This window comes from Arthrobacter sp. SX1312 (assembly GCF_002929295.1).
Taxonomy (GTDB): Bacteria; Actinomycetota; Actinomycetes; order Actinomycetales; family Micrococcaceae; genus Arthrobacter_D.
Genome location: NZ_PJIM01000001.1, coordinates 1,406,325 through 1,430,972, shown reverse-complemented (window position 1 = coordinate 1,430,972; position 24,648 = coordinate 1,406,325). Strand labels below are relative to the sequence as shown.

Below are 24,648 nucleotides of genomic sequence, written 5' to 3'. Positions count from 1 at the left end.
GAATTACCTCTTCATTGATCTGAACGTTGATCTGATTGGAGGGCAGAACGGGGCGCGGGTGAGCCGCACCCCGTTCCGAGTCGGCGTTAGTTGCAGGCACTGGGGTTAGCGCCGGCTGCCGGAACGTATGTTCCGCCACCGATGGTGCACTCAGCATTTTCGAAGGCACTGTTCAGTCCGCCGCCGAGCAGCGTGACGGCCGCGATGATAACGACGGCGATGAGGGCGACCATGATGCCGTACTCGACGGCGGTCGCTCCGTCTTCTTTGCGGACCAGGCGGGGGAGGAGGTGCATGCGGGTGTCGGATACGAGGAACATGATGGAACTCCTGAGGGGGGACGGCAGCTGACCCAGCGCCAGCGCTGCCAGAAACCTAGCAACGGGAACCCGCAGGAAACCGGGTTTGCCCTGATCCTGAGTGAACATTCACGAACCTGCGTCGGGTCTGCACGCGCCCTGCGCAAAACCTGCGCTCGCGCTGCTTTGCGCCTCCGCCGACGCCGCCGCCGGCCCCTTTTGACCCGCCCCAGTACGGCAGGCTATCCTTGGGAGTCGTTGTGCGTGTCCCTTCTCGATACGTCTGCGCCCTTCGGAGCGGTTCAGTTGCAGAACCACCTGGCCCGGGGGCGGAGCCGAGATTCACGGGATGACTGGTCGTATTTCAGCCCTCACCTGAAGTTCCGGTAACGCATGAATAAGCTGAGCCCGCGGGTACGGACGTTCTCCGTGGCCACGGGCGACACCGAAATAGAAACGAAGGCCATAACCGTGCGTACGTACACCCCGAAGCCAGGCGACATCAACCGCCAGTGGCACGTAATCGATGCAACCGACGTCGTCCTCGGCCGTCTTGCCAGCCAGACCGCAATCCTGCTCCGCGGAAAGCACAAGCCGACCTTCGCTCCCCACATGGACATGGGCGATTTCGTCATCATCATCAACGCTGAAAAGGTAGCCCTCACCGGCTCCAAGCTCGAGCAGAAGCGCGCCTACCGCCACTCCGGTTACCCGGGCGGTCTGAAGTCCACCACCTACGTGGAACTCCTGGACAAGAACCCGGAGCGCGCGGTCGAGAAGGCCATCCGTGGCATGCTCCCCAAGAACTCGCTGGCTGCACAGCAGATCGGCAAGCTGAAGGTCTACCGCGGCGCCGAGCACCCCCACGCCGCGCAGCAGCCCAAGACATACGAAATCACTCAGGTCGCCCAGTAGTCCTGGCCACCAGTACTAAAAATCACTTCAAGGAGAACCGTGGCTGAGAACACTGAAGAGCTGAACGAACCGACTGAGGAGCTCACGAGCTACACCTCAGAGTCCACCGAAGGCGGCGAGACCGCCGTCAAGGAGCGTCCCGCGCTGACCGTCGGCGGCGGAGCCGTCGGACGCCGCAAGGAAGCTGTCGCCCGCGTGCGCCTCGTCCCCGGCACCGGCAAGTGGATCGTCAACGGGCGCGAGCTCGCCGACTACTTCCCGAACAAGCTGCACCAGCAGGAAGTCAATGACCCCTTCAAGCTCCTCGAGCTCGACGGCGCCTACGACGTCATCGCCCGCATCCACGGCGGCGGACCCTCCGGCCAGGCCGGTGCACTCCGCCTCGGAGTCGCGCGCACGCTGAACGAGATCGACCGCGAGAACAACCGCCCCGCCCTCAAGAAGGCAGGCTTCCTGACTCGTGACGCCCGCGTCATCGAGCGCAAGAAGGCTGGTCTCAAGAAGGCACGCAAGGCGCCTCAGTACTCCAAGCGCTGATCCTTCCAGGACACGCGCAGATGCCCGTCCGGGCCTCCCGGGCGGGCATCGTGCTTTAACCTGTTGAGGACCCGCCTTAGCGGTTCCAATCTCTGCACTTAGGATGATCACGATGAGCAAGTTATTCGGAACCGACGGCGTCCGCGGCCTGGCCAATGGCCTGATCACGGCTGAGTTGTCCCTCCAGCTGGCCCAGGCGGCCGCCGTCGTCCTCGGCCACAACGCCTCGGACGGCCGCCGCCCCACCGCGGTCATCGCCCGCGATCCCCGCATCAGCGGTGAGTTCATCGCGGCCGCCGTCGAGGCCGGGCTCGCCAGCTCCGGTGTCGACGTCTACGACGCCGGCGTCCTGCCGACGCCGGCGGCAGCGTTCCTCGTGGCCGATCTCGGCGCCGACTTCGGCGTCATGATCTCCGCGTCCCACAATCCCGCCCCGGACAACGGCATCAAGTTCCTCGCCCGCGGCGGCAACAAGCTCAGCGACGCGCTCGAGGATGCCATCGAGGACGAGATGGCGCGGCCGAGGCTGCGCCCCGTGGCGGGCGAAGTAGGACGCATCCAGCGCTTCGCCGACGCCGAGGACCGCTACGTGGTCCACCTCCTCAAGACCCTCCCGCACCGCCTCGAGGGACTGAAGGTGGTCATCGACTGCGCCCACGGCGCGGCGAGCGGCTGTTCGCCCGAGGTCTTCCGGGACGCCGGCGCGGACATCATCGTCATCGGCGCGGATCCCGACGGCGTGAACATCAACGACGGCTACGGCTCGACGCACCTCGAGAAGCTGCAGTCCGCCGTCCTCGAGCACGGCGCCGACCTCGGCATCGCGCACGACGGCGACGCCGACCGGTGCCTCGCCGTGGACCACGAGGGGACGATCGTGGACGGCGACCAGATCATGGCCGTGATGGCGCTGGCGATGAAGGACGCCGGGAAGCTCAAGGACAACACCCTCGTGGCGACCGTGATGAGCAACCTGGGACTGAAGATCGCGCTGCGCGAAGCGGGCGTCACCATCATGGAGACCGGAGTGGGGGACCGCTACGTCCTCGAGGGGATGCGCGACGGGGGCTACAGCCTCGGCGGCGAGCAGTCCGGCCATGTCATCTTCGCTGAGTACGCCACCACGGGCGACGGCGTCCTGACCGGGCTGCAGCTGGCCTCACGCATGGCAGGGACCGGCAAGAGCCTCAAGGAGCTCGCCGCCGTCATGACGAAACTTCCCCAGGTGCTCATCAACGTCAGGGGCGTGGACCGCAGCGCCGCGAACTCGGACGAGGGCGTGCAGGACGCCGTCCGCGAGGCCGAGGCGATCCTCGGCGAGACCGGACGTGTGCTGCTGCGCCCCTCCGGCACGGAGCCGGTGGTGCGCGTCATGGTCGAGGCAGCCGACCTCGTGACCGCCCAGCGCATCGCCGACAGCCTGGCCGCGACGGTGCAGGAGCGTCTGTCCCTCGAGACGGTCGCCTGACCCGGCGACTCCGCCCGCCGGTACGCACTACTCGGCAGCAGCGCGTCCCGTCCTCGGCACGACGATGAGCTGCGATTCGGCCGGAAGCTCGACACCCGAGGGTGTCCGGAAGGCGATCGGCAGCCCTCGGGCGCTCGGCCATGCCGTGCTGTCCGTGACCTGGACGTGCACATGGGGCTGCGTACTGTTCCCCGAGTTCCCGCACTCGCCGATCGGCTGACCGGCGCTCAAGCGGGTGCCCACGTCGACGCGGAGGGAGGACCTGCGCAGGTGGGCGACCAGCACGAAGGGCCCACCCGGATCCATGGCGATGACCACGTGGTTGCCGGCGATGGCGCCCGCCCCACGCCCGAGGCGCTGTGTCTGCCCGGCCGCGTAGGGCAACAGCGCCAGCTGCGACCGTCGCGCCGCGTGGTCCTCCTCGCCGTCGTGGGCGATGACGACGACGCCGCCGGCCGGCGCGAGCACCGGTGCACCGAACCCGATGAAGTCCTCCGGTGACTCCGTGGCGACGAGGCTCCGCCAGGTCCTGGGCGCCGGACGGCCGCCGGCACCCACGGGGACGAGGTCGATGGCATAGGTGGTGCCCATGAGGTGGGTGCCGTGACTCGGGACGCGACGCGCAGGGCTGTTGCGTGCGCGGAAGCTCCCCTGCAGCGGGTACTGCAGCAGCACCGGGTCGCCGCCAGCGGCAGGATGTCCCACGCGCTCCATTGTCATCCTCCCCGCCGCCGTGGGCGAGGGCGCGGGCGGCGCCCTGATGCGAGCGAGGCCTCCACCGCGGCAGGGCCGTGCCCCGACAGGCGCCGTCAGTCCACGCGGGCAGCACCGCTCCGGACACACGAGGACACCTGCGCCCGGCACGGCCGGTCGCAGCCGGCAGCGCCGCTGGAGGAGCCGTGCGGCACCCCCACGAGCAGGCGCTCGACGGCGTCGTCGTACCGCGACAGGGCGATCTCCGCGATCAGCGGACTCGGGAGCAGGGGTGCACTCACGACATCGGCGCCGGCCGTCGCCAACTGGTCGTGGAAGTAGCCTGGGGCCAGCAGGTAGGACGCCACCGCGACCCGCCGGCCCGACCCCGTTCGCAGGGCCTCGACGGCGTCGGGGACGGACGGGACGGCCTTCGATCCGAAGCCCGCTCCCACCCGGCCCGTCCTGAGCTCGGCGAGGACGGCCCGCACCTCGGCGACGTCCTCCACGGCACAGGCGTCGGAGGATCCCGCGGCGGCCAGCACCACGGCGTCGGCGTCGTCCACCCCGGCCTCGGTGAGCCGCTGCTGCAGCACCCGGGCCAGCCGCGGATCCGGGCCCAGCGGGAGAGCCGACACCGTTCTGGGCCGGCTCGCCGCCGCCCGGGCGATGTCCACCTTGACGTGGTAGCCGACGGAGAGCAGCAGCGGCACGATGACAGCCGGCCGGCCGGCCGGAAGGGACGCCACCACGTCCACGAGGTCCGGCTCCTGCACATCGACGTACGCCTCGCGGACCTCCACCTCCGGGCGGAGCGCCGTGATCCCCGCACGCACGGCATCGATCGCACGCCGGCCCTGGGCGTTGTCGGTGCCATGGGAGCAGGCGATGAGGACGGGCGGGAGCCCCGGCACGGGATTCGCGATCATGGCTGCCATTGAAGCACCGCCCACGCCTCAGGCGGCAACGTGGACCTCGACGATGCCGTCCCTGCACCGCACCGGGTAGGCCTGGAGCCCCTCGCCGCCGGACAGGCAGGCCCCGCTCGCCAGGTCGTAGACCTCCTTGTGGAGGGGCGAGGCGATCGTGGGCGCCGCTCCCCGTGATCCGATGATCCCCCGTGCCATGACAGCGGCCCGGGTCCGCGGATCGATGTTGCCGACGGCGTGCACCCGGTTGCCGGGCAGGCGGAACAGGGCGATCTGCTCCCGGCCCACCAGCGCCGCCTCACCCCAGCACTCCTCGAGGTCGTCGATGCGGCAGACGGCGACCCAGGTGGTACTCGAGGGGGCAGGACGCTGCAGGATGAGCTCGGTCATGGCGTTCTCCTCGGTGACGGGATGCGTTCCTGCAACGCTAGGCGGCGGACGTGTCATCGAGGTCCCGGCGCTGTTGCGCGGCGGTAACGTGCGCCTCACGGCGCGGAGTCCCGCCGGTGAGCCCGAAGTTAACGTGGCGACACATCGGCGACACATCCGGGAAATTGCCTGTTCGTACCGTGGAGGGAGCAGCGGGAGCGCCCCGGTCCGGACGGAAGGCACCACATGAGCGAGACCCGATCATCCCGGCCCGTCGAGGCGGCCGCCGTGCCGCGGGAGCGGCGCGTCGTCGTCGTGGGCGGTGGGCCCGCCGCCCACCGGCTGGTCGAGGCACTGTGGCGGCGCGGCATGGACGGGCTGCACATCACGGTCCTGACCGAGGAGGCCCACGCACCGTACGACCGCGTGGCCCTGAGCAGCGCGCTGACCGGCGACGTGGACCTCGGACTCGGGGAGCCGCTCATGTGGCGGGAACCCGCGATCCGGCTCGTGACGGGAGAGCGGGCGGTCCGCCTGGACCTCGCCGCGCGGTGCGTCGAGGGCGCCTCCGGCGAGAGATACGCGTACGACGACGTCGTGCTGGCCACGGGCTCGGGTGCCGTGCGCCTGCCCCTGCCGGGGTCGGAGCACGCCGCGGTCTACCGCACCCTCGACGACGTGCAGTGGCTGCGCACCGAGACGGCCCGGCTGGCGGCCGCCCTCGGCCGGGCTCCCCGCGCCGTCGTCATCGGGGGCGGGCTGCTCGGCCTCGAAGCAGCCGGCGGACTCGAGCAGCTCGGTGCCTCGTCCACGGTGGTCAACCGCGCCGGCTGGCTGATGAACGCGCAGCTCGACCAGGGCGGCGGCCAGGCGCTCGGCCGGCTCATCAGCGCGAAGGGGCTGGGTATCCACTGCGGAGGGGCGCCCGTCGCCATCGGGACGGACGACGGCGGCAGGGTCACGGGCGTGACCCTGAGCGACGGCGCCGTCCTCCCGGCCGACCTCGTGGTGTTCGCCGTCGGCATCCGGCCGCGCGACGAGCTCGCCCGCGACGCGGGACTCGACGTGGCACCCCGCGGCGGCGTGGTGATCAGCGCGGCCTGCGGGACCGGGAGGCCCGGCGTCTGGGCGATCGGGGAGGTGGCGAACTACGAGGGCGTCAGCATGGGGCTGGTGGCTCCCGCGAACGCGATGGCGGAGGTCTGTGCCGACGGCATCCTCGGAGGCCACTCCAGCTTCCCCGGCTTCGACACCGCCACCAAGCTCAAGCTCTCGGGCGTCGAGGTCGCGAGCTTCGGCGACGCGCTCGCGGAGACGGACGGCAGCCTCGAGATCGTCTACGCCGACCCCGCCCGGGGGCTCTACCAGAAGCTCGTGGTCACCGACGACGCCAGGACGCTCCTCGGCGGGATCTTCGTGGGCGACACCGCACCCTATTCCGCGCTGCGACCGCTGCTGGGACGCGAGCTGCCCGCCGAGCCCGGCGCCTACCTCTCCTCGGCCGGGGGAGGCGACGCCCCGCCGTCGGACCTGCCCGACGACGTCATCCTCTGCTCCTGCAACAACGTGACGGTTGGGGCCTGCCGGTCCGCGGTCCACGGGCTCGGCCCCGACGGGTCCGCCGCGGAGCCCGCGCTCGACCTCCCGGCCCTCAAGGCGTGCTCGCGTGCCGGCACCCAGTGCGGCTCCTGCGTCCCCATGCTGAAGAAGCTGCTCGACACCGAGCTCACGAAGGCGGGCCGGGCCGTCACGAAGGGCATCTGCGAGCACTTCGCTATGTCCCGGCCCGACCTCTTCGAAGCCATCCAGGCCCTCGATCTCGCGTCCTTCCAGGAGATCATCCGGCGGTTCGGTGCCTCCGAGGAGGCGAGGGCCGGCCACGGCTGCGACATCTGCAAGCCGGCCATCGGCTCCATCCTCGCCACGCAGCGCGGGGAATACGTGCTCGACGGCGGACGCGGGGTCCTGCAGGACACCAACGACCGCGCACTCGCGAACATGCAGCGCAACGGTACCTACTCCGTGGTGCCCCGCATCCCCGGCGGGGAGATCACGCCGCAGAAGCTCGCGGTCATCGCGCAGGTCGCCGAGCAGTTCGGCCTGTACGTGAAGCTCACCGGCGCGCTGCGGATCGACCTCTTCGGGGCCCGGCTGGAGCAGCTGCCGGAGATCTGGAAGATCCTCGTCGAGGCCGGGTTCGAATCCGGGCAGGCCTACGGCAAGGCGCTGCGGAACGTGAAGTCCTGTGTGGGGTCCACCTGGTGCCGGTTCGGCGTGCAGGACTCCGTGGCGATGGCCATCGAGCTGGAGCTGCGGTACCGCGGGCTGCGGGCCCCGCACAAGTTCAAGATGGGCGTGTCGGGATGCGCCCGCGAGTGCGCGGAGGCCCGGGGCAAGGACGTCGGCGTGATCGCCACCGACCAGGGCTGGAACCTCTACGTCGGGGGGAACGGCGGCTTCCAGCCCGCGCATGCGCAGCTCCTCGCCCAGGACCTCGACGGCGAGACCCTCATCCGGTACATCGACCGCTACCTCATGTACTACATCCGCACCGCCGACCGCATGCAGCGCACCGCGCGGTGGATGGACGAGCTCGACGGGGGCCTCGACCACGTGCGCGACGTCGTCATCGGGGACTCCCTCGGCATCGCCGCGGACCTCGAGGCCGCGATGGCCCGGCACGTCGAGCACTACGAGGACGAATGGGCCGCCACCCTCAAGGACCCGGACAGGCTCCGCCGCTTCAGGTCCTTCGTCAACGCACCCGACGCCGCCGACCAGTCGATCGTCCTCGTCGAGGAGCGCGGCCAGCGCCGCCCCGCCACGCAGGCGGAGATCGACGCCGGAGCCGCCCGGGTGGGTCTGGGCGCAGTGATCCCCGTCCGCGTCCCGACGGGACCGGCCGCAGCAGAGAACCTGGAGGGCTGAGCCGTGCACCTGGATATCGACCTGACCGGACGCCGCGTGGTGGTTGTCGGACACGCGCGGGAGGCGCGGCGGATCGTCACCCGGTACCGCGCCGCCGGAGCCGACGTCGATCGGTTCGACACTGTCGCGTCCGCCGTCGATGAGCTCGACGGCGCCACCCTGGTGGTGCGGGTGGACGGCGCTGCCGCGGCACTACCGCAGGCGCCCGTGCAGGACGGCGTCCTGCGGCAGCGGTGCAGGGACGCCGGCGCGCTCCTGACCCGGGAACCGGCCGCCTCGGACAACGGGCACGTGAGCCTGGTCGGCGGCGGACCCGGCGCCCGGGGACTCCTGACCCTCGACGCGGCCGCCGCGCTCCGGGACGCCGACGTCGTCCTCTACGACCGGCTGGGGCCCACGGAGTCCCTGGCCGAGCTGGCGCCCTCGGCGGAGCTCGTCGACGTCGGGAAGCTGCCCGGCCACCACCGCGTACCGCAGGCCGGCATCAACGCCCTCCTGGTGCAGCACGCCCTCGCCGGACGGCACGCGGTGCGGCTGAAGGGCGGCGACCCCTTCGTGTTCGGACGCGGGAGCGAGGAGCTCGCCGCGTGCCTCGAGGCGCGGGTGCCCTGCACCGTGCTGCCGGGCATCAGCTCGTCGATCGCCGTCCCGGCGGCCGCGGGCATCCCCGTCACGCACCGCGGCGTCAGCCACCTCTTCACCGTGGTCTCCGGGCACGCACCGCTGACCGACGACGAACACCTCCACCTCGCCGGCCTCGGCGGGACCATCGTGGTCCTCATGGGCGTCTCGACGCTGCCCCAGCTGGTCGCGGGTCTCGGCAGGGCGGGGATGCACCCCGACATGCCGGTCGCCGTCGTCGAGCGCGGGTACAGCGCATCACAGCGGACGACGTCGGGGACGCTGTCGACGATCGTCACCGCCGCGGGTGCCGCACGTTGCCAGTCGCCCGCGGTCCTGGTCATCGGCGAGGTGGTGCGGGTGGGGCTCCAGCTGCAGGGCAGCGCCGCGCACCTCGCGCGTCTGACGGAGTCGCTGGCGTGATGACCGAAGCCATCCGTTCCACAGGCTCCGGCGGCCAGCTGGCCGGATTCCGCATCGGTGTGACCTCGGACCGCCGGTCCAGTGATCTGATCGACGCCCTCGAGCGGCGGGGCGCCTCGGTGTTCCACGCACCCGCACTGAAGATCGCACCGATCGCGGAGGATGTGGCGCTCCTCGCGGACACCGCCGCGGTGGTGTCCGCCCGCCCGGACCTCTTCGTCATCACGACCGCGTACGGGATGCGCCGCTGGTTTGAAGCCGCCGACGCCGCGGGGCTGGGCGACGACCTGCTCGACGTGCTCGGGAACGGCCGGATCCACGTCCGGGGCCCGAAGGCCAGGGGAGCGGTGCGCGCGGCCGGGCTGGACGACGTCGGCATCAGCTCCGACGAGACGACGGCGACCCTCGTGGACCAGCTGCTCCAGGAGGACCTCGCGGGCCTCACCATCGGCGTCCAGCTGCACGCCTACGCCGACGAGCACCAGCTCGAACGGCTCCGGGCCGCGGGCGCCACGCTGCTCACCGTCACGCCCTACCGGTGGATCAAGCCGGAGGGCTCCGAACGCCTGCCGCGGCTCATCGAGGCCGTGTGCGCCGGGCAGCTCGACTGCGTCACGTTCACGAGCGCACCGGCGGTCGACGCCCTGTTCAGCACCGCGGCCGAGCAGGGCCTGCAGGAGGACCTCGTGCACCGGTTCCGGCACGGCGTCCTCGCGGCGGCCGTCGGGCCGGTGACGGCGCAGCCCCTGCTCGACGCCGGGATCACGCCCATCGTCCCCGAGCGGTTCCGCATGGGTGCGCTGATCCGACTGGTCTGCGACCAGCTGGCCGAGCACCACGTGGAGCAGCTCTCCACGCGCTCCGGCCACGTCGAGGTGCGCGGCCGGGCCGTGCGGGTGGACGGCGTTCAGGTGGATCTCGCCCCCGCCCAGCTGGCGCTCTTCAAGGCCCTGCTGTCGGCCCGCGGCGCGGTCCTCAGCCGGGAGGCCCTGACCAACCTCCTCACCCCCGCCGGTGCGGCGCACGCGCTCGACATGAGCGTCAACCGCCTGCGGAAGTCCCTGCCGGACCCCACCCTGATCGAGACGGTCGTCAAGCGCGGGTACCGGCTGCACCTCTGACCGGACCCACCTCCGACCCGGACCGGCACCGCGTCACGAGGCGACCGTCACGACGCGACCGCTGCGGCGAAGTGCCGCTCGATGACGGTCCGGATGTCGTCGTGGCATCCGCCGCACCCCGTCCCGGCCCGTGTGGCGGTCGAGACGTCCTGCACGGAGGCGCAGCCGGCGGCCACGGACTCCTGCACGGAGCCGCGGGTGACCCCCGCGCACCGGCACAGCGTGGCGGCCGGGCCGGGAGGTGAGGCGGCCGGCAGTCCCTCCGCGCTGTCGAGCCGCAGCAGGCTGGAGCGATCCGCCGGGAGTTCGCTGCCGCGCTCGAACAGCAGGACCAGTTCGGCGCCCGTGCGCGGCATCCCCACGCATACGAGGCCGGTGAGGACGCCGTCGCGCGTGACCATCCTCGCGTAGCGTCCGTGCCCCGGGTCCGCCCACTCCGCCACCGCGAGGCCCGGCTCCACCGTCCACGGATCCGCGTCCGTCTCACCCGCGACCACGGCGTCGACGCCGCGGGCCTTCAGCACGACGACGGCGTCACGCCGTCCGGCAGCCCCGGCGCCGGGCCCTCCGCCAGATCCGTCGCTCGGCCCGCGGGCGTCCCCGGACAACTCCGCGGCGAAGGCTTCCCCGAGGTCGTCCGCCTGCTGCCAGCCCGGGCCGATGAGGCCCTGGGGGGCGGTGACGCCCGCGCACGCCTCACAGGAGAGGCGGAGGCAGCACACCTCCGCGCAGTCGCCGATGGCCCAGATGTCCTCCGTGCCGACCGCTCGCAGCGAATGGTCCACGAGGATGCCGTCCGCGACCGCCAGGTCGCTGCCCTCGGCGAGCTCCGTGCGCGGACGCACGCCGCATGCGAGCACGAGCGCGCCGCCGTCGATGCGGGTCCCGCCCTCCAGACCGACGCCCGCGAATCGCCCGTCCTCCAGGTCGATCCCCGTGGACGTCCCGGCCACCACGTTGATGCCGGCGTGCCGCAGAGCGGTCGCCAGCACCCGCGCGCCGTCCCCGAGGAGCCGTTCCATGGGGGAGCGGCCGTGGTGGAGGAGGGTGATGCGCCCACCCTCCTCGGCCGCGGCGAGGGCGGCCTCGATCCCGAGGATGCCGCCGCCCAGTACGACGATCCGCTGCTGCGCGGCGAGCGCGGCGGCCACCGCCCGGGCGTCGCGGAGGTCGCGGAGGAAGCTGACCCCCGGTGGGAGCGGCGAGGTCTCGGGCCCCTCCAGTCCCTTCAGCCGCGGGCGGACGGGGCGGGAACCGGTCGCGAGGACCAGCCGGTCGTAGTCGACGGCCTCGCCACCGGTCAGCAGCACGCGGCGGAACGGCCGGTCGATGCGCGCCACGCAGGCCCCGAGGCGCACGTCGATGCCCGAGGACCGGAGCGTGTCGGCGTCGGCGAGCCGGATGGCGGCTTCAGGGGTACGGCCGACGGCGACATCGGCGACGAGCACCCGGTTGTAGGCGGCGTCGGCCTCCTGCCCGATCACGGTCAGGGAGACCAGCCCCGCGGCGACGAGGGGCTCGAGGTGTTCGACGAGCCGCGCCGCGACGGGTCCGAAACCGACGACGACGACGCGGCACGCGACGGAGGATTCCGGCGGTCTCAAGCGACGACCTCCAGTCCGTCCGTGCGGACGCCGTCGTCCAGCGGGACCAGACGTGCCACGCGGACGGGCGTCGTCTTGAACTCCGGCATGCCCGACACCGGGTCGGTGCTGCCGCCCGTCAGGAGGTTGGCGGACCCGGCGTCCGCGAAGTGGAAGGCCAGGAAGACCGTGTCCTGCCGGATGTCGGGGGTGAGATCCGCCAGCGCCCGGGCCTCGCCGTGGGGGCTGGTCACGACCACGCGCTCGCCCTGCGCGATGCCGAGGTCCTGCGCGGTGGAGGGGTGGAGCTGCAACCGTGGGACCGGTTGTGCCGCGAGCAGCGCCGGGACGCGCCGGGTCTGGGTGCCGGACTGGTAGTGCTCGAGGAGCCGGCCCGTGGCCAGGAGCAGGGGGCCCGGCCGGCGCGCCGCCGCCGCAGCGGTCCGCGGGACGACGGGGACCAGCACGGCACGGCCGTCGGCGTGCGCGAAGGCGTCGACGAACAGCCGCGGTGTCCCGGTGCTGCCCGCCGGGTACGGCCAGTACGCGGGGGCGCCGCTGTCGAGCACGCCGTAGTCGAGTCCCGAGTAGTCCGCGATGCCGCCGGCGCTGGCGCGGGCGAGCTCGTCGAACATGGTGGACGGGTCCTCGCTGAACCGGGAGGGCGCGTCCAGTCGACACGCGAGCTCCTGCATGACCCACAGCTCGCTCCGGGCACCGGGGGGCGGTTCGACGGCCCGGCGCCGCCGCAGGATCCTGCCCTCCAGGTTCGTCACCGTGCCGTCCTCCTCGGCCCACTGCAGGACCGGCAGGACGACGTCCGCGAGCGCCGCGGTCTCCGACAGGAAGAAGTCGGACACCACGAGGAGGTCGAGGGAGCGCAGGCCCTCGATGACCGTGGCGGCGTCGGGCGCGGAGACGGCGACGTTCGCGCCGTGCACGAAGAGGCAGCGCGTGCCGCCCGGCCTCCCGAGCGAGGCGAGGAGCTCGACGGCGGGCAGGCCCGGCCCGGGGATCAGGTCCTCCGGAACGCCCCAGACGGCGGCGACGTGGGCCCGCGCCGCCGGGTCCGTGATCTTCCGGTAGCCCGGAAGCTGGTCGGCCTTCTGCCCGTGCTCCCGACCGCCCTGCCCGTTGCCCTGGCCCGTGAGCGTCCCGTAGCCGCTGTGGGCCGTGCCCGGGAGTCCGAGGAGCAGCGCGAGGTTGATCGCGGCCGTCGTCGTGTCGGTGCCGTCGGCGTGCTGCTCGATGCCCCGGCCGGTCAGGATGTAGGCGCCCTGGCTGCCGTCCGAGCCGCGCCGGGCCCCCGCGGCGAGGAGCCGCGCCACGGCACGCAGGGACGCCGCAGGGACTCCCGTGATGCCCTGTACGCGTTCCGGCCACCACTGCGCGAGGCCACGGGCGACGCCGTCGTACCCGCTGGTCCGCGCCTCCAGGAAGCGGTTGTCCGTCAGGCCCTCCGCCACCACGACGTGGGCCAGGCCCAGGAGCAGGACGAGGTCCGTGCCGGGGGTGGGCTGCAGGTGGATCCCCCTGCCCTGGTCGGTCAGCCGGGCGGTCGCCGACCGCCGGGGGTCGACGACGACCAGGCCGCCCGCGGCCTGGGCTCCTCCCAGATGCTGGACGAAGGGGGGCATGGTGTCGGCGGCGTTCGAGCCGAGGAGCAGGACCACGGACGCGCCGCCGAGGTCCTCGAGGGGGAAGGGGAGGCCGCGGTCGAGGCCGAAGGCCCGGTTGCCCGCGGCGGCCGCCGAGGACATGCAGAACCGGCCGTTGTAGTCGATGCGGGACGTGCGCAGCGCGAGGCGGGCGAACTTGCCGAGCGTGTAGGCCTTCTCGTTGGTGAGCCCGCCGCCACCGAACACCGCGACGGCGTCCCGGCCGTGCCCGGCCTGGATACTCAGGACGCGGTCGCTGATGAGGTCCAGGACGGTGTCCCACGCGGCTTCCCGGAGGACGCCGTCGGCGTCGCGGAGCAGCGGCGCGGTGAGGCGGTCGGGATGCCGGAGCAACTCCGCGGCGGACCAGCCCTTGCGGCACAGCCCGCCCCGGTTGGTGGGGAAGTCGCGGCCGTCGACGCGGGCACCGCCGTCGTGCGTACCGGACGCGGTGACCGTCATGGCGCACTGGAGGGCGCAGTAGGGGCAGTGTGTGGGCTGTCCGGTCGCTGCCTGCTGCATCGGTCAGACCTTGCCGAGGGTCGAGGACCGGCGGAGGTAGAAGAACCAGGTGACGGCGAGCATGAGGACGTACCCGCCGACGAAGCCGTAGAACGCGCCGTCGTAGCTGCCCGAGGCGCCCTTCGAGGCGTTGAGCACCTGCGGGATGAGGAAGCCGCCGTAGGCGCCGACCGCCGAGATCAGCCCGAGGGCGGCGGCGGACTTGCGGGCGGTGCTCACCGATTCCCGGAGTTCGGACCCTGCTGCGGCGCCGCGCCGGGCGAAGATGACGGGGATCATGCGGTAGGTCGCCCCATTGCCGGCACCGGCTGCGGCGAAGAGGACGAGGAAGAGCCCGAGGAAGAGCCAGAAGTCGGCCAGGGGGAGCGTCCAGACGACGGCCAGGGCGATCGCGGCCATGACCGCGAAGGCGCACACGGTGATCACTGCTCCGCCGAACCGGTCGGCCAGCCGGCCGCCGAAGGGCCGGGCGAGGGACCCCACCAGGGGACCGAGGAACGCGAGGGACAGCGTCGCCGGTCCCATGGCGATCGTGGAGAAGGCGGGGAAGGAATCGACGATCAGCTTCGGGAAGACTCCGGCGAATCCGATGAACGAGCCGAACGTCCCCATGTAGAGCAGCGCCATGATCCACAGGTGCGGCTCACGGACGGCCGCCAGGGACCCGGCGAGATCACTCCGGGCACTGGAGAGGTTGTCCATGAACTTCCAGGCACCGAAGGCGGCGGCGAGGATCAGGGGCACCCAGATCCAGCCGGCGAGGGGCAGGTCCAGTGTGGCGGCGGCGCCGAGGGCGACGACGATGGGCACGACCAGCTGGGCGACGGCGGCGCCGAGGTTGCCGCCCGCCGCGTTCAGGCCGAGCGCCCACCCCTTCTCCCGGGCGGGGTAGAAGAACGTGATGTTCGCCATCGAGCTCGCGAAGTTGCCGCCGCCGAAGCCGGCCAGCGCCGCCACGGCGAGCATCACCCCGAACGGGGTCTCGGGGTTCGAGACGCACAGTCCGAGTCCGATGGTCGGGATCAGCAGGAGCAGCGCGGAGATGATGGTCCAGTTCCTGCCACCCAGCCTCGGCACCATGAAGGTGTAGGGGATGCGCAGCGTCGCCCCGACGAGGGAGGGCATGGAGATCAGCCAGAAGATCTGCGAGGTGGAGAAGGTGAAGCCCGCCGCCGGCAGGTACACGACGACGATCGACCACAGCTGCCAGACCACGAACCCGAGGAACTCGCAGGCGATCGACCACCGCAGGTTGCGCCGCGCGATGGACCTGCCGCCGCTGTTCCACTGGGTGGTGTCCTCGGCGTCCCAGTTGTCGATCCACCGGCCGGGGCGGTGGACCAGCGGGGGTGCGCTCGCGACAGGCGCGGGAGCCGCCGTCGCACGTGCGGGAGATGCTGCTTCGTCGATGCTCACGGACGTCCTCCAGAGGCTGGTGTGGCTGCTTCCCCCCGACGCTAGTGAGCGCGCGTTTCCGTCCCCTGCGTGCTGCGTAAACGCTCCGTGACGTTCACCTATCCGCGCCGGATCGGTACGGTGAGGTCCTGGGTGCACGCTGCGCAGCGGACACCGGATCCCGCGAAGGGGGACGATCATGAGGGTGCTGGTCACCGGATCCACGGACGGCCTCGGGCTGGCAGCGGCGGAGGCCCTCCTGAAGGAGGGTCACGACGTCGTCGTGCACGCCCGCACCGGGAGCCGTGCCGGCGCTCTCGCGCCCCTCACCGCTCAGGGAGCGGGGCTCGTGGTGGGGGATCTCGAGGACCGGCAGGCGGTCCTGCGGATCGCCACCGGGCTGAACGCGGGCGGGACCCCCGACGCCGTCATCCACAACGCGGGAGTCTGGAGCGGCACCGCCGTCATGCCCGTCAACGTGATCGCCCCGTACCTCCTGACCGCACTGCTCGAGGGTCCGCGGCGCCACGTGTACCTCAGCAGCGGGTCGCACTACAGCGGGCGCCCGTCCCTCGACGGCGTCGACTGGCGGGGCCGCACGCCCGGCCACTACGGGGACAGCAAGCTCTTCCTCACCGCCTTCTCCGCCGCGCTGGCACGCCTGCGTCCGGACGTCCTGAGCAACGCGGTGGATCCGGGATGGGTCCCCACGAGGATGGGCGGGCCCGATGCACCCGATGATCTCGACCTCGGCCACCGGACCCAGGTGTGGCTCGCCACGGGAGAGGATCCCGAGGCACTCACCACCGGCGGGTACTGGTTCCACCGCCGGCGGCGGCAGCCCCACGACGCCGTGCGGGACATCGCGTTCCAGGACCGCCTGCTCGAGGCACTGGCCGGGGAGACCGGCGTGTCCCTGCCGGTCGGCCGCCCGGACGGCCGGTGAGGGGACGCGCCGCGCTCAGTACGAGGGCGCCGCGGGCAGGCCGAAGTGCTCCTCCAGGGTCTGCGTCCCGGCCGCCTCCATGGCCAGGGAGACGTCCCGGCCCACGTACCGGAAGTGCCAGGATTCCGCCGAGAAGCCGGTGATCTCGTGGAACCCGAGCGGGTAGCGGAGGATGAACCCGAAGTCGGCCGCGTTGGCCGCCGCCCACTGCCCGGCGGGCGTGTCCCGGAAGCAGCGCACCAGGGTGCAGGCGCCGTCGGCCTGGGCGAGGTCGAAGGCGAGGCCCGTCTGGTGCTCCGAGTAGCCGGGGCGGGCCGACACGGTGTCCGCACCCGCCGGACCACCGTACTGGCCCACCCAGTACGCGTAGGTCGATTCCTGGTCCGCGAAGGAGCGGTACCCGCTGACCATGGCCAGGCCCACGCCGTCCGCCGCGGCCGCCGCGAACATCTCCTCCACGGCCTCGGCGGCATCGGGGCGCAGGAGGTCGAACCCGGTGGGCGTGGCGACGTCGGGCCGGCGCAGGTCGGCGGGCGCGTAGTCCAGCGGGGTCAGGGGCCTGCGCTTGTTGACGACGACGTCGATGGCCACGGGGTCGGTGTGCGCGCTCGCGGCGGGGGCAGGGGGTGCCGACGACGCCGGAGGGGGTGCCGCCGCCGGACCGCTCCCGGCGGGACGGGGTTCACGCTGGGGCGGGGCCGGCAGGTCCGTCGTCGTCCGGGTGGGCCCGGCCGGGTCCGACGCCGGAGCCGGGGGAGCGGTGCTCCCCGCAGCCGTGGTACCCGACGTGGTGCCGGAAGGCGTAGCGGGGGCAGGATCCGGCCCGGAACACGCCGAGAGCGTCACTGCGAGGACGACGAACGCGACCGACGGCAGGACGCGCACGGTCAGGTCTTCCGGAGGAGCATACGGCGCACCGAGTGGTCGGCGTCCTTGGTGAGCACCAGCTGCGCCCGCCCGCGCGTGGGCAGGACGTTCGCCACGAGATTGGGCTCGTTGATGCGCTCCCAGATGCTGGTCGCCGTCCGGCGGGCTTCCTCGTCGCTGAGGTCGGCGTACCGGTGGAAGTAGGACTCGGGCTTGGCGAACGCACTGGAGCGCAGCGACTGGAAGCGGTGGACGTACCACTCCTTGATGTGGGCGGTCTTCGCGTCGACGTAGATGGAGAAGTCGAAGAAGTCGCTCAGCGCGAGTCCCGTGATGCCGTCCGGCCGCGGACGCGCCGGGGCCAGGACGTTGAGGCCCTCGACGATGAGGACGTCCGGCCGGCGGACCACCACCTCGCGGCCCGGCACGATGTCGTAGGTCAGATGCGAGTACGAGGGGGCGCGGACCTCGGCGGCACCGCTCTTGACCTCGCTGACGAAGCGCAGGAGCCGCCGGCGGTCGTAGGACTCCGGGAAGCCCTTGCGCTGCATGAGGCCCCGACGCTCCAGCTCCGCGTTCGGGTACAGGAAGCCGTCCGTGGTGATCAGGGCCACGTCGGGGGTGTCCGGCCAGCGCCGCAGGAGCTCGCGGAGCACCCTCGCCGTCGTCGACTTGCCCACCGCCACGGACCCGGCGACGCCGATCACGAAGGGCGTGCGCGTGGTGCGCTCGCCGAGGAACGTGTTGGTGGCCGCGTGGAGCTGGCCGGCCGCCGCCGTGTAGAGGTTCAGCAGGCGGGAGAGGGGGAGGTAGACCTCGCGCACCTCGTCGAGGTTCAGGGCGTCACCCAGGCCGCGCAGGCGCTGGACGTCCTCGACGTTCAGGGGGCTCCTGATCTCGTGGGACAGGCGGGACCACATCTGGCGGTCGAGTTCGACGAAGGGGGTGAAGGATTCGGCATTGATGGCCTGCTGCGTCCCCGTGCCTCTGTCATTCACCCGACGATTCTGCCCGGTGGCCTGCGCATTAACAAACACGGCCACCGGTACGCTAGGTGTCATGTGTGGAATCGTGGGATATGTAGGCCGGGACAACGGCCAGGGATCGTCGGCGCTTGACTCTGTCGCCCCGGCGTTCGATCAGGAACCGTCCGAAGCGCAGCACGGCGCGCTCGACGTCGTCATGGAGGGCCTCAGGCGCCTCGAATACCGCGGGTACGACTCCGCCGGGGTGGCAGTGATCACCCCGACCGGCATCGAGTCGCGGAAGAAGGCCGGCAAGCTGACGAACCTCGTCGGGGAGCTGGCGGAGAACCCGCTGCCGCGCTCGCTGACCGGGATCGGGCACACGCGGTGGGCGACCCACGGCGGACCCACCGACGAGAATGCGCACCCGCACCTCGCCGACGGCGACCGGCTCGCGCTGATCCACAACGGGATCATCGAGAACTACGCCGAACTGAAGGCGGAACTGACCGGTGAGGGACTGAGCTTCATCTCGGACACCGACACCGAGGTCGCCGCCGGGCTCGTCGGCCAGCTGTACCGGGGGCTCGTCGAGAGCGGCGCCCAGGGCGATCTCCTGACCCTCGCCCTGCAGCAGGCATGCCAGCGCCTCGAAGGGGCGTTCACGCTCCTCGCCATCCACCAGGACCAGCCCGGCGTCGTCGTCGCCGGCCGCCGCAACTCACCGCTCGTGGTGGGACTGGGCGACGGGGAGAACTTCCTCGGCTCCGACGTCTCCGGGTTCATCGACTTCACGCGCCGCGCCGTCGAGCTCGGCCAGGACCAGATCGTCACCATCACGCCCGACGACGTCACCATCACCGATTTCTTCGGCGCCCCCGCCGAGGGCACGGAGTTCCACGTCAGCTGGGACGCCGCGGCCGCCGAGAAGGGCGGCTTCGACTCCTTCATGGAGAAGGAGATTCACGACCAGCCCGACGCCGTCGGCCAGACCCTCCTCGGCCGTTCCGACGTCGATGGCAACCTGATGCTCGACGAGCTGCGCATCGACGAGACGATCCTGCGCTCGGTCGACAAGATCGTGGTGCTCGCCTGCGGCACCTCGGCCTACGCCGGCCAGGTGGCCAAGTACGCCATCGAGCACTGGTGCCGCATCCCCACCGAGGTGGAGCTGTCCCACGAGTTCCGGTACCGCGACCCGATCGTCACCGAGAAGACGCTCGTCGTCGCGATCTCCCAGTCCGGCGAGACCATGGACACGCTCATGGCGGTCCGCTACGCCCGCGAGCAGGGCGCGAAGGTCGTCGCGATCTGCAACACCAACGGCTCCACGATCCCGCGCGAGTCGGACGCCGTGCTGTACACGCACGCCGGCCCGGAGATCGCCGTCGCCTCCACGAAGGCGTTCCTCGCGCAGATCACCGCCGCCTACCTGCTGGGCCTGTACCTCGCCCAGCTGCGCGGCAACAAGTACCGGGACGAGATCGCCGACGTGCTCACGGACCTCTCGAGCATCCCCGCCAAGATCCAGTCCATCCTCGACGACGCCGACAAGATCAAGCAGCTCGGCGCGGACATGGCCAACGCCAAGTCGGTCCTGTTCCTCGGCCGCCACGTGGGCTTCCCCGTGGCGATGGAGGGGGCCCTGAAGCTCAAGGAGCTGGCCTACATCCACGCCGAGGGCTTCGCCGCGGGCGAGCTCAAGCACGGGCCGATCGCCCTGATCGAGGAGGGCCAGCCCGTCGTCGTGGTGATGCCGTCCCCGAACGGCCGCGACTCCCTGCACGCCAAGGTGGTGTCCAACGTCCAGGAGATCCGCGCGCGCGGCGCTGTGACGATCGTCATCGCGGAGGAGGGCGATACCTCGGTGGAGGCGTACTCGGAGCACGTGTTCTACGTGCCGGAGTCCCCCACGCTGCTCGCGCCGCTGCTGACCACGGTGCCGCTGCAGATCTTCGCCCTCGCCCTGGCCAGCGCCAAGGGCTACGACGTCGACCAGCCGCGCAACCTGGCGAAGTCGGTCACGGTTGAATAGTCCCTTCCCGGTGCCGCTGCGGAGCTCCGCGGCGGCACCTGGCCGGGTGCGGGTGTGATCGTCGGCATCGGCGTCGACGTCGTGGACGTCGAACGCTTCCGGCAGCAGCTCGAACGCACCCCGGCGCTCCTCGAGCGTCTGTTCGTGCCCGCCGAACGCCACCTGAACACCCGGTCGCTCGCCGCGCGTTTCGCGGCCAAGGAGGCCGTCGCGAAAGCGGTCGGCGCTCCCGTGGGCATGAACTGGCAGCACTGCACCATCGCGGTGGACGAGACCGGCGCGCCGTCCGTCGTGGTGGACGGGACCGTGGCCGAGGCCGCCGCCGCCCGGGGCGTCCAGACGTGGCATCTGTCCATCAGCCACGACGGCGGGCTCGCCACGGCCATGGTCGTGGCCGAGGGCAGCATACCGGCAGGCCGCCAATAGTAACCTTGCTGATTATCGTCTGGCTTACCGCTAAGCTCGATCATATGCTCCAAGCATTTTCCGCTGGTGACGTCCGCGCTGCGGAGGCACCGCTCCTCGACGCCGGCCAGGGTGACGCCCTGATGCAGCGGGCTGCCCACGGCCTGTTCGGCGTGGCCCTCGGCCTCCTGCGCGAGGCCGGTCGCGGCACCTACGGGGCCACCGCCGTCGTGCTGGCCGGGAGCGGGAACAACGGCGCGGATGCGCTGTACGCGGGGGAGCGTCTCCTGCGGCGGGGCGTCGGGGCAACGGCGATCCTCACGGCGGACCGCGTCCACGACGCTGCGCTCGAGGCTTTCACGCACGCCGGCGGGACGAGCGTCCGCCTGGGCGACGCCCCCGACCTCGCCGCCCTGGCGGCCCATGCGGCCGCCTCCGACATCCTCCTCGACGGGATCCTCGGCACCGGTGCCGGCGGCGGCCTGCGCGGCCCCGCCGCGGACTTCGTCCGGGCCTTCGACGCGGCAGCCGGCCCGCGTGCGGCCCGATCCACGATCGTCGTCGCCTGCGACCTGCCGAGCGGCATCGGCGTGGACACAGGCCGCATCGACGGGCCCGTCCTCCTCGCGGATGCGACAGTCACCTTCGGGGCCGCGAAGCCCGGCCTCCTGATCGGCGACGGCGCAGTGGCGGCCGGTGTGCTGAACGTGGTCGACATCGGCCTCGACTTCTCCGCTTTCACGCCGGCCGCGCGCAGCCTCCAGGGCGCCGACGCCGCAGCCCTCCTCCGCCTGCCCGGGGCGCACGACCACAAGTATTCGCGCGGGGTGCTCGGCGTCGCCGCGGGATCCACGCGCTACCCGGGAGCTGCCGCCCTCGCCGTCGGTGCGGCGCTGGCCACCGGAGTCGGGATGGTGCGCTACCTCGGCCCGGACCCCGTCGCCGCGCTGGTCCACCAGTGGAACCCCGAGGCCGTGGCGTCCACCGGATCGATCGCCGAGGCGCGCTCCCAGGCATGGCTCGTCGGCCCCGGTGCCGTGGACGACGACGACCAGCGGCGCCGGGCCGTCGACGCCATCGCCTCGGGGCTGCCCGTCGTCGTCGACGCGGGGGCGCTCACCGCGGTGCCCGAACGCATGGGCCCGCAGGTCGTCCTCACGCCGCACGCGGGAGAACTGCGCGAGCTGCTGGCGGCCCGCGGGGTCGACGCGGAGCGGTCCGAGATCGAGGCCGAGCCCGCGCATTTCGCGCTGCGTGCCGCCGAGAGCACGGGCGCCACGGTGCTGCTCAAGGGGTACACGACCGTCGTCGCAGCCCCCTCCGGCGCGTTGTTCGTCCAGGCCGATGCGACCCCCTGGCTCTCCACCGCAGGCTCCGGGGACACGCTCTCCGGTATCATCGGTGCGCTCATCGCGACCCTCGCCGGGGACGACGGCGCGGCGGACCGCGTAGGGGTGGCGGATGCCGACCTCTGGGCGGCCATCGCCGCCGCGGGAGCACTGATCCACGGAAGGGCCGGACAGCTCGCTGCCCGGTCCGGACCCGTGGTGGTGTCCGGTCTGCCCGGGTCCATCCGTGCGGTGGTCGCGGACCTCGTGGAGGAGCGTCGCCTAGCCGCAACCCCCTGAGGTGACCGACCCAATTAACCGCGTTGACAGACGAATGCGCTATGTATGAAGCAAGCACGCGGGGCACCAGGACCCCGACGCCTGCGAGTGATACGTGACCGCCCATGGAGGCGGCCGCGGCAGAAGATACAAGGAGAACTCATGGAACTATGGCCCGGCGACGCTTATCCCCTGGGAGCCACCTACGATGGCACCGGCACGAACTTCGCGCTCTACAGTGAGGTCGCGGACCTGGTTGTCCTCTGCCTCTTCGACGACGACGGCACGGAGACGCGCATCGAGCTCAAGGAGGTCGACGGCTACGTCTGGCACGGGTACCTCCCGCAGGTGACTCCCGGGCAGAAGTACGGCTACCGGGTCCACGGCCCGAACAACCCGGCAGAGGGACACCGCTGCAACCCGAACAAGCTCCTCCTCGACCCGTACGCGAAGGCCATCTCCGGCGACCTCGACTGGGACCAGGCGCTGTTCGGCTACAACTTCGGCGACGAGCACTCCGTCAACAACGACGACTCCGCAGCGCACATGATGCTCGGCGTCGTCGTCAACCCCTTCTTCAACTGGGACGGCGACCGCATGCCGCGGACGCCCTACCACCAGTCCGTCATCTACGAGGCGCACGTCAAGGGCCTCACGCAGCTGCACCCGGACATCCCCGAGGAGCAGCGCGGCACCTACGCCGGCATCGCCCACCCCTCGGTGATCGCGCACCTGCAGAAGCTCGGCGTCACGGCGATCGAGCTCATGCCCGTGCACCAGTTCGTGAACGACAGCACGCTCCAGGAGAAGGGCCTCTCGAACTACTGGGGCTACAACACCATCGGCTTCTTCGCGCCGCACAACAAGTACAACTCCTCCGGGGACCAGGGCGAGCAGGTCCAGGAGTTCAAGGCCATGGTGCGCGAACTGCACCTGGCGGGCATCGAGGTCATCCTCGACGTGGTGTACAACCACACCGCCGAGGGAAACCACATGGGCCCCACCATCTCCATGCGCGGCATCGACAACGCGTCCTACTACCGCCTGGTGGAGGACGACAAGCAGTACTACATGGACACCACGGGCACCGGTAACTCCCTCAACGTCGGGAACCCGCACTCCCTGCAGCTGCTCATGGACTCCCTGCGCTACTGGGTCACCGAGATGCACGTCGACGGCTTCCGTTTCGACCTGGCCTCGGCCCTCGCCCGCGAGTTCTACGAGGTGGACCGCCTGTCGGCCTTCTTCGAACTCGTGCAGCAGGATCCGATCGTCTCGCAGGTCAAGCTCATCGCCGAGCCCTGGGACGTCGGACCCGGCGGCTACCAGGTGGGCAACTTCCCGCCGCAGTGGACGGAGTGGAACGGCAAGTACCGCGACACCGTCCGTGACTTCTGGCGCGGCGAGCCTTCCAGCATCGGTGAGTTCGCGTCCCGCCTGACGGGCTCGGCCGACCTCTACGAGCACAGCATGCGACGCCCCGTCGCCTCGATCAACTTCGTCACGGCCCATGACGGGTTCACGCTGCGCGACCTCGTGTCCTACAACGAGAAGCACAACGAGGCCAACGGCGAGGACAACAACGACGGCGAATCGCACAACCGGTCATGGAACGGCGGCGCCGAGGGACCCACCGACGACCCCGGGGTCCTCGCACTCCGGGTCCGGCAGCAGCGCAACTTCATCGCGACACTGCTGCTCTCCCAGGGCGTTCCGATGCTGCTGCACGGCGATGAGATCGGCCGCACGCAGGACGGCAACAACAACACCTACTGCCAGGACTCCGAGCTCAGCTGGGTGCACTGGGACAAGATGGACCAGCCGCTGCTCGAGTTCACGGCGGCCGTCAACCGCCTGCGCTCCGAGCACCCCACCTTCCGCCGTCGCCGGTTCTTCGACGGACGGCCCGTGCGCCGCGGCGAGGGCGAGGCGCTGCCGGACATCGTCTGGCTGGACACCGCAGGTGAGCTCATGGCCCCCGAGGACTGGGACAGCGGCTTCGGCCGCTCGATCGGCGTGTTCCTCAACGGGCAGGGCATCCAGGGGCGCGACGCCCGTGGACAGCGGATCGTCGATGCCAACTTCCTGCTCTACTTCAACGCGCATGACGAGGCCGTCGACTTCACGATCCCGTCGGACGAGTACGGCACCTCCTGGGACGAGGTGATCGACACGGCCGGCAAGTACGCCGACACCGCCGCCATCCCGGCCGGCGCCACGGTCTCGGTCGAGGCGAAGTCCATGGTGGTCCTCCGGGTCCACACGGAGGTCGAGGACCTCGACCACTCGGTCGCGGCGTCGCTGGCGATCCTCGCCAACGAGGTCACCGCCAAGACGGGCACCCCCTAGCGCCTGTCCCGCC

20 protein-coding genes are annotated in these 24,648 nt (G+C 71.5%); 11 read left to right on the top strand and 9 right to left on the bottom strand.

Features of this window, described 5'->3' with window-relative positions; translation table 11 throughout:
- Positions 1–86: 86 nt before the first annotated feature.
- Positions 87–320 (bottom strand): Flp family type IVb pilin, encoded by a 234-nt coding sequence (locus CXQ92_RS06705; RefSeq protein WP_104166330.1) that lies wholly within the window; start codon positions 318–320, stop codon positions 87–89.
- A gap of 450 nt (positions 321–770) precedes the next feature.
- On the opposite strand from CXQ92_RS06705, the gene rplM reads away from it, so the two are divergent.
- The 3 genes from rplM to glmM all read left to right on the top strand — a co-directional run bounded on the left by rplM (position 771) and on the right by glmM (position 3,219).
- On the top strand, positions 771–1,214 hold the full coding sequence (gene rplM, locus CXQ92_RS06700) for a 50S ribosomal protein L13 (protein ID WP_043440690.1): 444 nt from the start codon (positions 771–773) through the stop codon (positions 1,212–1,214).
- 39 nt (positions 1,215–1,253) lie between these two features.
- On the top strand, positions 1,254–1,751 hold the full coding sequence (gene rpsI, locus CXQ92_RS06695; RefSeq protein ID WP_043440692.1) for a 30S ribosomal protein S9: 498 nt from the start codon (positions 1,254–1,256) through the stop codon (positions 1,749–1,751).
- A gap of 112 nt (positions 1,752–1,863) precedes the next feature.
- A complete protein-coding gene (gene glmM, locus CXQ92_RS06690) occupies positions 1,864–3,219 on the top strand; it encodes a phosphoglucosamine mutase (RefSeq protein ID WP_104166810.1) in 1,356 nt (451 codons plus the stop codon).
- A 27-nt stretch (positions 3,220–3,246) separates the two neighbouring features.
- Here glmM and CXQ92_RS06685 read toward each other — a convergent pair whose 3' ends face one another.
- From CXQ92_RS06685 to nirD, 3 genes are all read right to left on the bottom strand, one after another.
- Complete coding sequence (locus tag CXQ92_RS06685; RefSeq protein WP_258069767.1) at positions 3,247–3,924, bottom strand: M23 family metallopeptidase; 678 nt, start codon at positions 3,922–3,924, stop codon at positions 3,247–3,249.
- Positions 3,925–4,028: 104 nt separating this feature from the next.
- Complete coding sequence (locus CXQ92_RS06680) at positions 4,029–4,841, bottom strand: sirohydrochlorin chelatase (protein WP_104166326.1); 813 nt, start codon at positions 4,839–4,841, stop codon at positions 4,029–4,031.
- A 27-nt stretch (positions 4,842–4,868) separates the two neighbouring features.
- Entirely contained in the window at positions 4,869–5,231 is a 363-nt protein-coding gene (nirD, locus tag CXQ92_RS06675; RefSeq protein WP_104166324.1) for a nitrite reductase small subunit NirD, read from the bottom strand.
- A gap of 225 nt (positions 5,232–5,456) precedes the next feature.
- Between nirD and nirB the strand changes: the two genes are divergently transcribed.
- From nirB to CXQ92_RS06660, 3 genes are read left to right on the top strand one after another with little or no spacing between them, the layout of a single operon-like run.
- Entirely contained in the window at positions 5,457–8,138 is a 2,682-nt protein-coding gene (nirB, locus tag CXQ92_RS06670) for a nitrite reductase large subunit NirB (RefSeq protein WP_104166322.1), read from the top strand.
- A gap of 3 nt (positions 8,139–8,141) precedes the next feature.
- Positions 8,142–9,182 (top strand): uroporphyrinogen-III C-methyltransferase, encoded by a 1,041-nt coding sequence (gene cobA, locus CXQ92_RS06665; protein ID WP_104166320.1) that lies wholly within the window; start codon positions 8,142–8,144, stop codon positions 9,180–9,182.
- Positions 9,182–10,303 carry a uroporphyrinogen-III synthase gene (locus tag CXQ92_RS06660; protein ID WP_104166318.1) on the top strand — a complete coding sequence of 374 codons (1,122 nt, stop codon included), beginning with the start codon at positions 9,182–9,184 and terminating at the stop codon, positions 10,301–10,303. Before cobA ends, CXQ92_RS06660 begins: the two co-directional genes overlap by 1 nt.
- A gap of 47 nt (positions 10,304–10,350) precedes the next feature.
- Here the strand turns inward: CXQ92_RS06660 and CXQ92_RS06655 are convergent, their stop codons facing one another.
- The 3 genes from CXQ92_RS06655 to CXQ92_RS06645 are packed head-to-tail and all read right to left on the bottom strand — an operon-like array spanning position 10,351 to position 15,482.
- Positions 10,351–11,907: an FAD-dependent oxidoreductase gene (locus CXQ92_RS06655; RefSeq protein ID WP_104166316.1), complete on the bottom strand. Its 1,557-nt coding sequence runs from the start codon at positions 11,905–11,907 to the stop codon at positions 10,351–10,353.
- Positions 11,904–14,066, bottom strand: coding sequence for a molybdopterin oxidoreductase family protein (locus tag CXQ92_RS06650; RefSeq protein WP_104166314.1), 2,163 nt, complete (start codon positions 14,064–14,066; stop codon positions 11,904–11,906). The genes CXQ92_RS06655 and CXQ92_RS06650 overlap by 4 nt, the downstream gene beginning before the upstream one ends.
- 3 nt (positions 14,067–14,069) lie before the next feature.
- Complete coding sequence (locus tag CXQ92_RS06645; RefSeq protein WP_104166313.1) at positions 14,070–15,482, bottom strand: MFS transporter; 1,413 nt, start codon at positions 15,480–15,482, stop codon at positions 14,070–14,072.
- A 178-nt stretch (positions 15,483–15,660) separates the two neighbouring features.
- On the opposite strand from CXQ92_RS06645, the gene CXQ92_RS06640 reads away from it, so the two are divergent.
- On the top strand, positions 15,661–16,407 hold the full coding sequence (locus tag CXQ92_RS06640) for an SDR family NAD(P)-dependent oxidoreductase (protein ID WP_306738458.1): 747 nt from the start codon (positions 15,661–15,663) through the stop codon (positions 16,405–16,407).
- 15 nt (positions 16,408–16,422) lie between these two features.
- Here CXQ92_RS06640 and CXQ92_RS06635 read toward each other — a convergent pair whose 3' ends face one another.
- On the bottom strand, positions 16,423–17,292 hold the full coding sequence (locus CXQ92_RS06635; RefSeq protein ID WP_104166309.1) for a D-alanyl-D-alanine carboxypeptidase family protein: 870 nt from the start codon (positions 17,290–17,292) through the stop codon (positions 16,423–16,425).
- A gap of 2 nt (positions 17,293–17,294) precedes the next feature.
- The gene (coaA, locus tag CXQ92_RS06630; protein WP_258069766.1) at positions 17,295–18,272 is read right to left on the bottom strand and encodes a type I pantothenate kinase; all 978 of its coding nucleotides are present in this window, start codon (positions 18,270–18,272) and stop codon (positions 17,295–17,297) included.
- Between the two features lie 61 nt (positions 18,273–18,333).
- Here coaA and glmS point away from each other — a divergent pair, with 61 nt between their 5' ends.
- The 4 genes from glmS to glgX all read left to right on the top strand — a co-directional run bounded on the left by glmS (position 18,334) and on the right by glgX (position 24,635).
- Entirely contained in the window at positions 18,334–20,274 is a 1,941-nt protein-coding gene (gene glmS / locus CXQ92_RS06625; RefSeq protein WP_104166305.1) for a glutamine--fructose-6-phosphate transaminase (isomerizing), read from the top strand.
- A 54-nt stretch (positions 20,275–20,328) separates the two neighbouring features.
- Positions 20,329–20,700 (top strand): holo-ACP synthase, encoded by a 372-nt coding sequence (locus tag CXQ92_RS06620; protein ID WP_104166303.1) that lies wholly within the window; start codon positions 20,329–20,331, stop codon positions 20,698–20,700.
- A 44-nt stretch (positions 20,701–20,744) separates the two neighbouring features.
- Positions 20,745–22,307: a bifunctional ADP-dependent NAD(P)H-hydrate dehydratase/NAD(P)H-hydrate epimerase gene (locus tag CXQ92_RS06615; RefSeq protein WP_104166301.1), complete on the top strand. Its 1,563-nt coding sequence runs from the start codon at positions 20,745–20,747 to the stop codon at positions 22,305–22,307.
- Between the two features lie 141 nt (positions 22,308–22,448).
- Positions 22,449–24,635 carry a glycogen debranching protein GlgX gene (glgX, locus tag CXQ92_RS06610; protein WP_104166299.1) on the top strand — a complete coding sequence of 729 codons (2,187 nt, stop codon included), beginning with the start codon at positions 22,449–22,451 and terminating at the stop codon, positions 24,633–24,635.
- Positions 24,636–24,648 lie beyond the last annotated feature (13 nt).

Coding starts and splice junctions, on each gene's coding strand:
- CXQ92_RS06615 (WP_104166301.1), top strand. CDS start 20,745: ATGCTCCAAGCATTTTCCGCTGGTGACGTCCGCGCTGCGGAGGCACCG.
- CXQ92_RS06640 (WP_306738458.1), top strand. CDS start 15,661: ATGAGGGTGCTGGTCACCGGATCCACGGACGGCCTCGGGCTGGCAGCG.
- nirD (WP_104166324.1), bottom strand. CDS start 5,231: ATGACCGAGCTCATCCTGCAGCGTCCTGCCCCCTCGAGTACCACCTGG.
- CXQ92_RS06680 (WP_104166326.1), bottom strand. CDS start 4,841: ATGATCGCGAATCCCGTGCCGGGGCTCCCGCCCGTCCTCATCGCCTGC.
- CXQ92_RS06705 (WP_104166330.1), bottom strand. CDS start 320: ATGTTCCTCGTATCCGACACCCGCATGCACCTCCTCCCCCGCCTGGTC.
- CXQ92_RS06650 (WP_104166314.1), bottom strand. CDS start 14,066: ATGCAGCAGGCAGCGACCGGACAGCCCACACACTGCCCCTACTGCGCC.
- CXQ92_RS06660 (WP_104166318.1), top strand. CDS start 9,182: ATGACCGAAGCCATCCGTTCCACAGGCTCCGGCGGCCAGCTGGCCGGA.
- glgX (WP_104166299.1), top strand. CDS start 22,449: ATGGAACTATGGCCCGGCGACGCTTATCCCCTGGGAGCCACCTACGAT.
- glmM (WP_104166810.1), top strand. CDS start 1,864: ATGAGCAAGTTATTCGGAACCGACGGCGTCCGCGGCCTGGCCAATGGC.
- glmS (WP_104166305.1), top strand. CDS start 18,334: ATGTGTGGAATCGTGGGATATGTAGGCCGGGACAACGGCCAGGGATCG.
- nirB (WP_104166322.1), top strand. CDS start 5,457: ATGAGCGAGACCCGATCATCCCGGCCCGTCGAGGCGGCCGCCGTGCCG.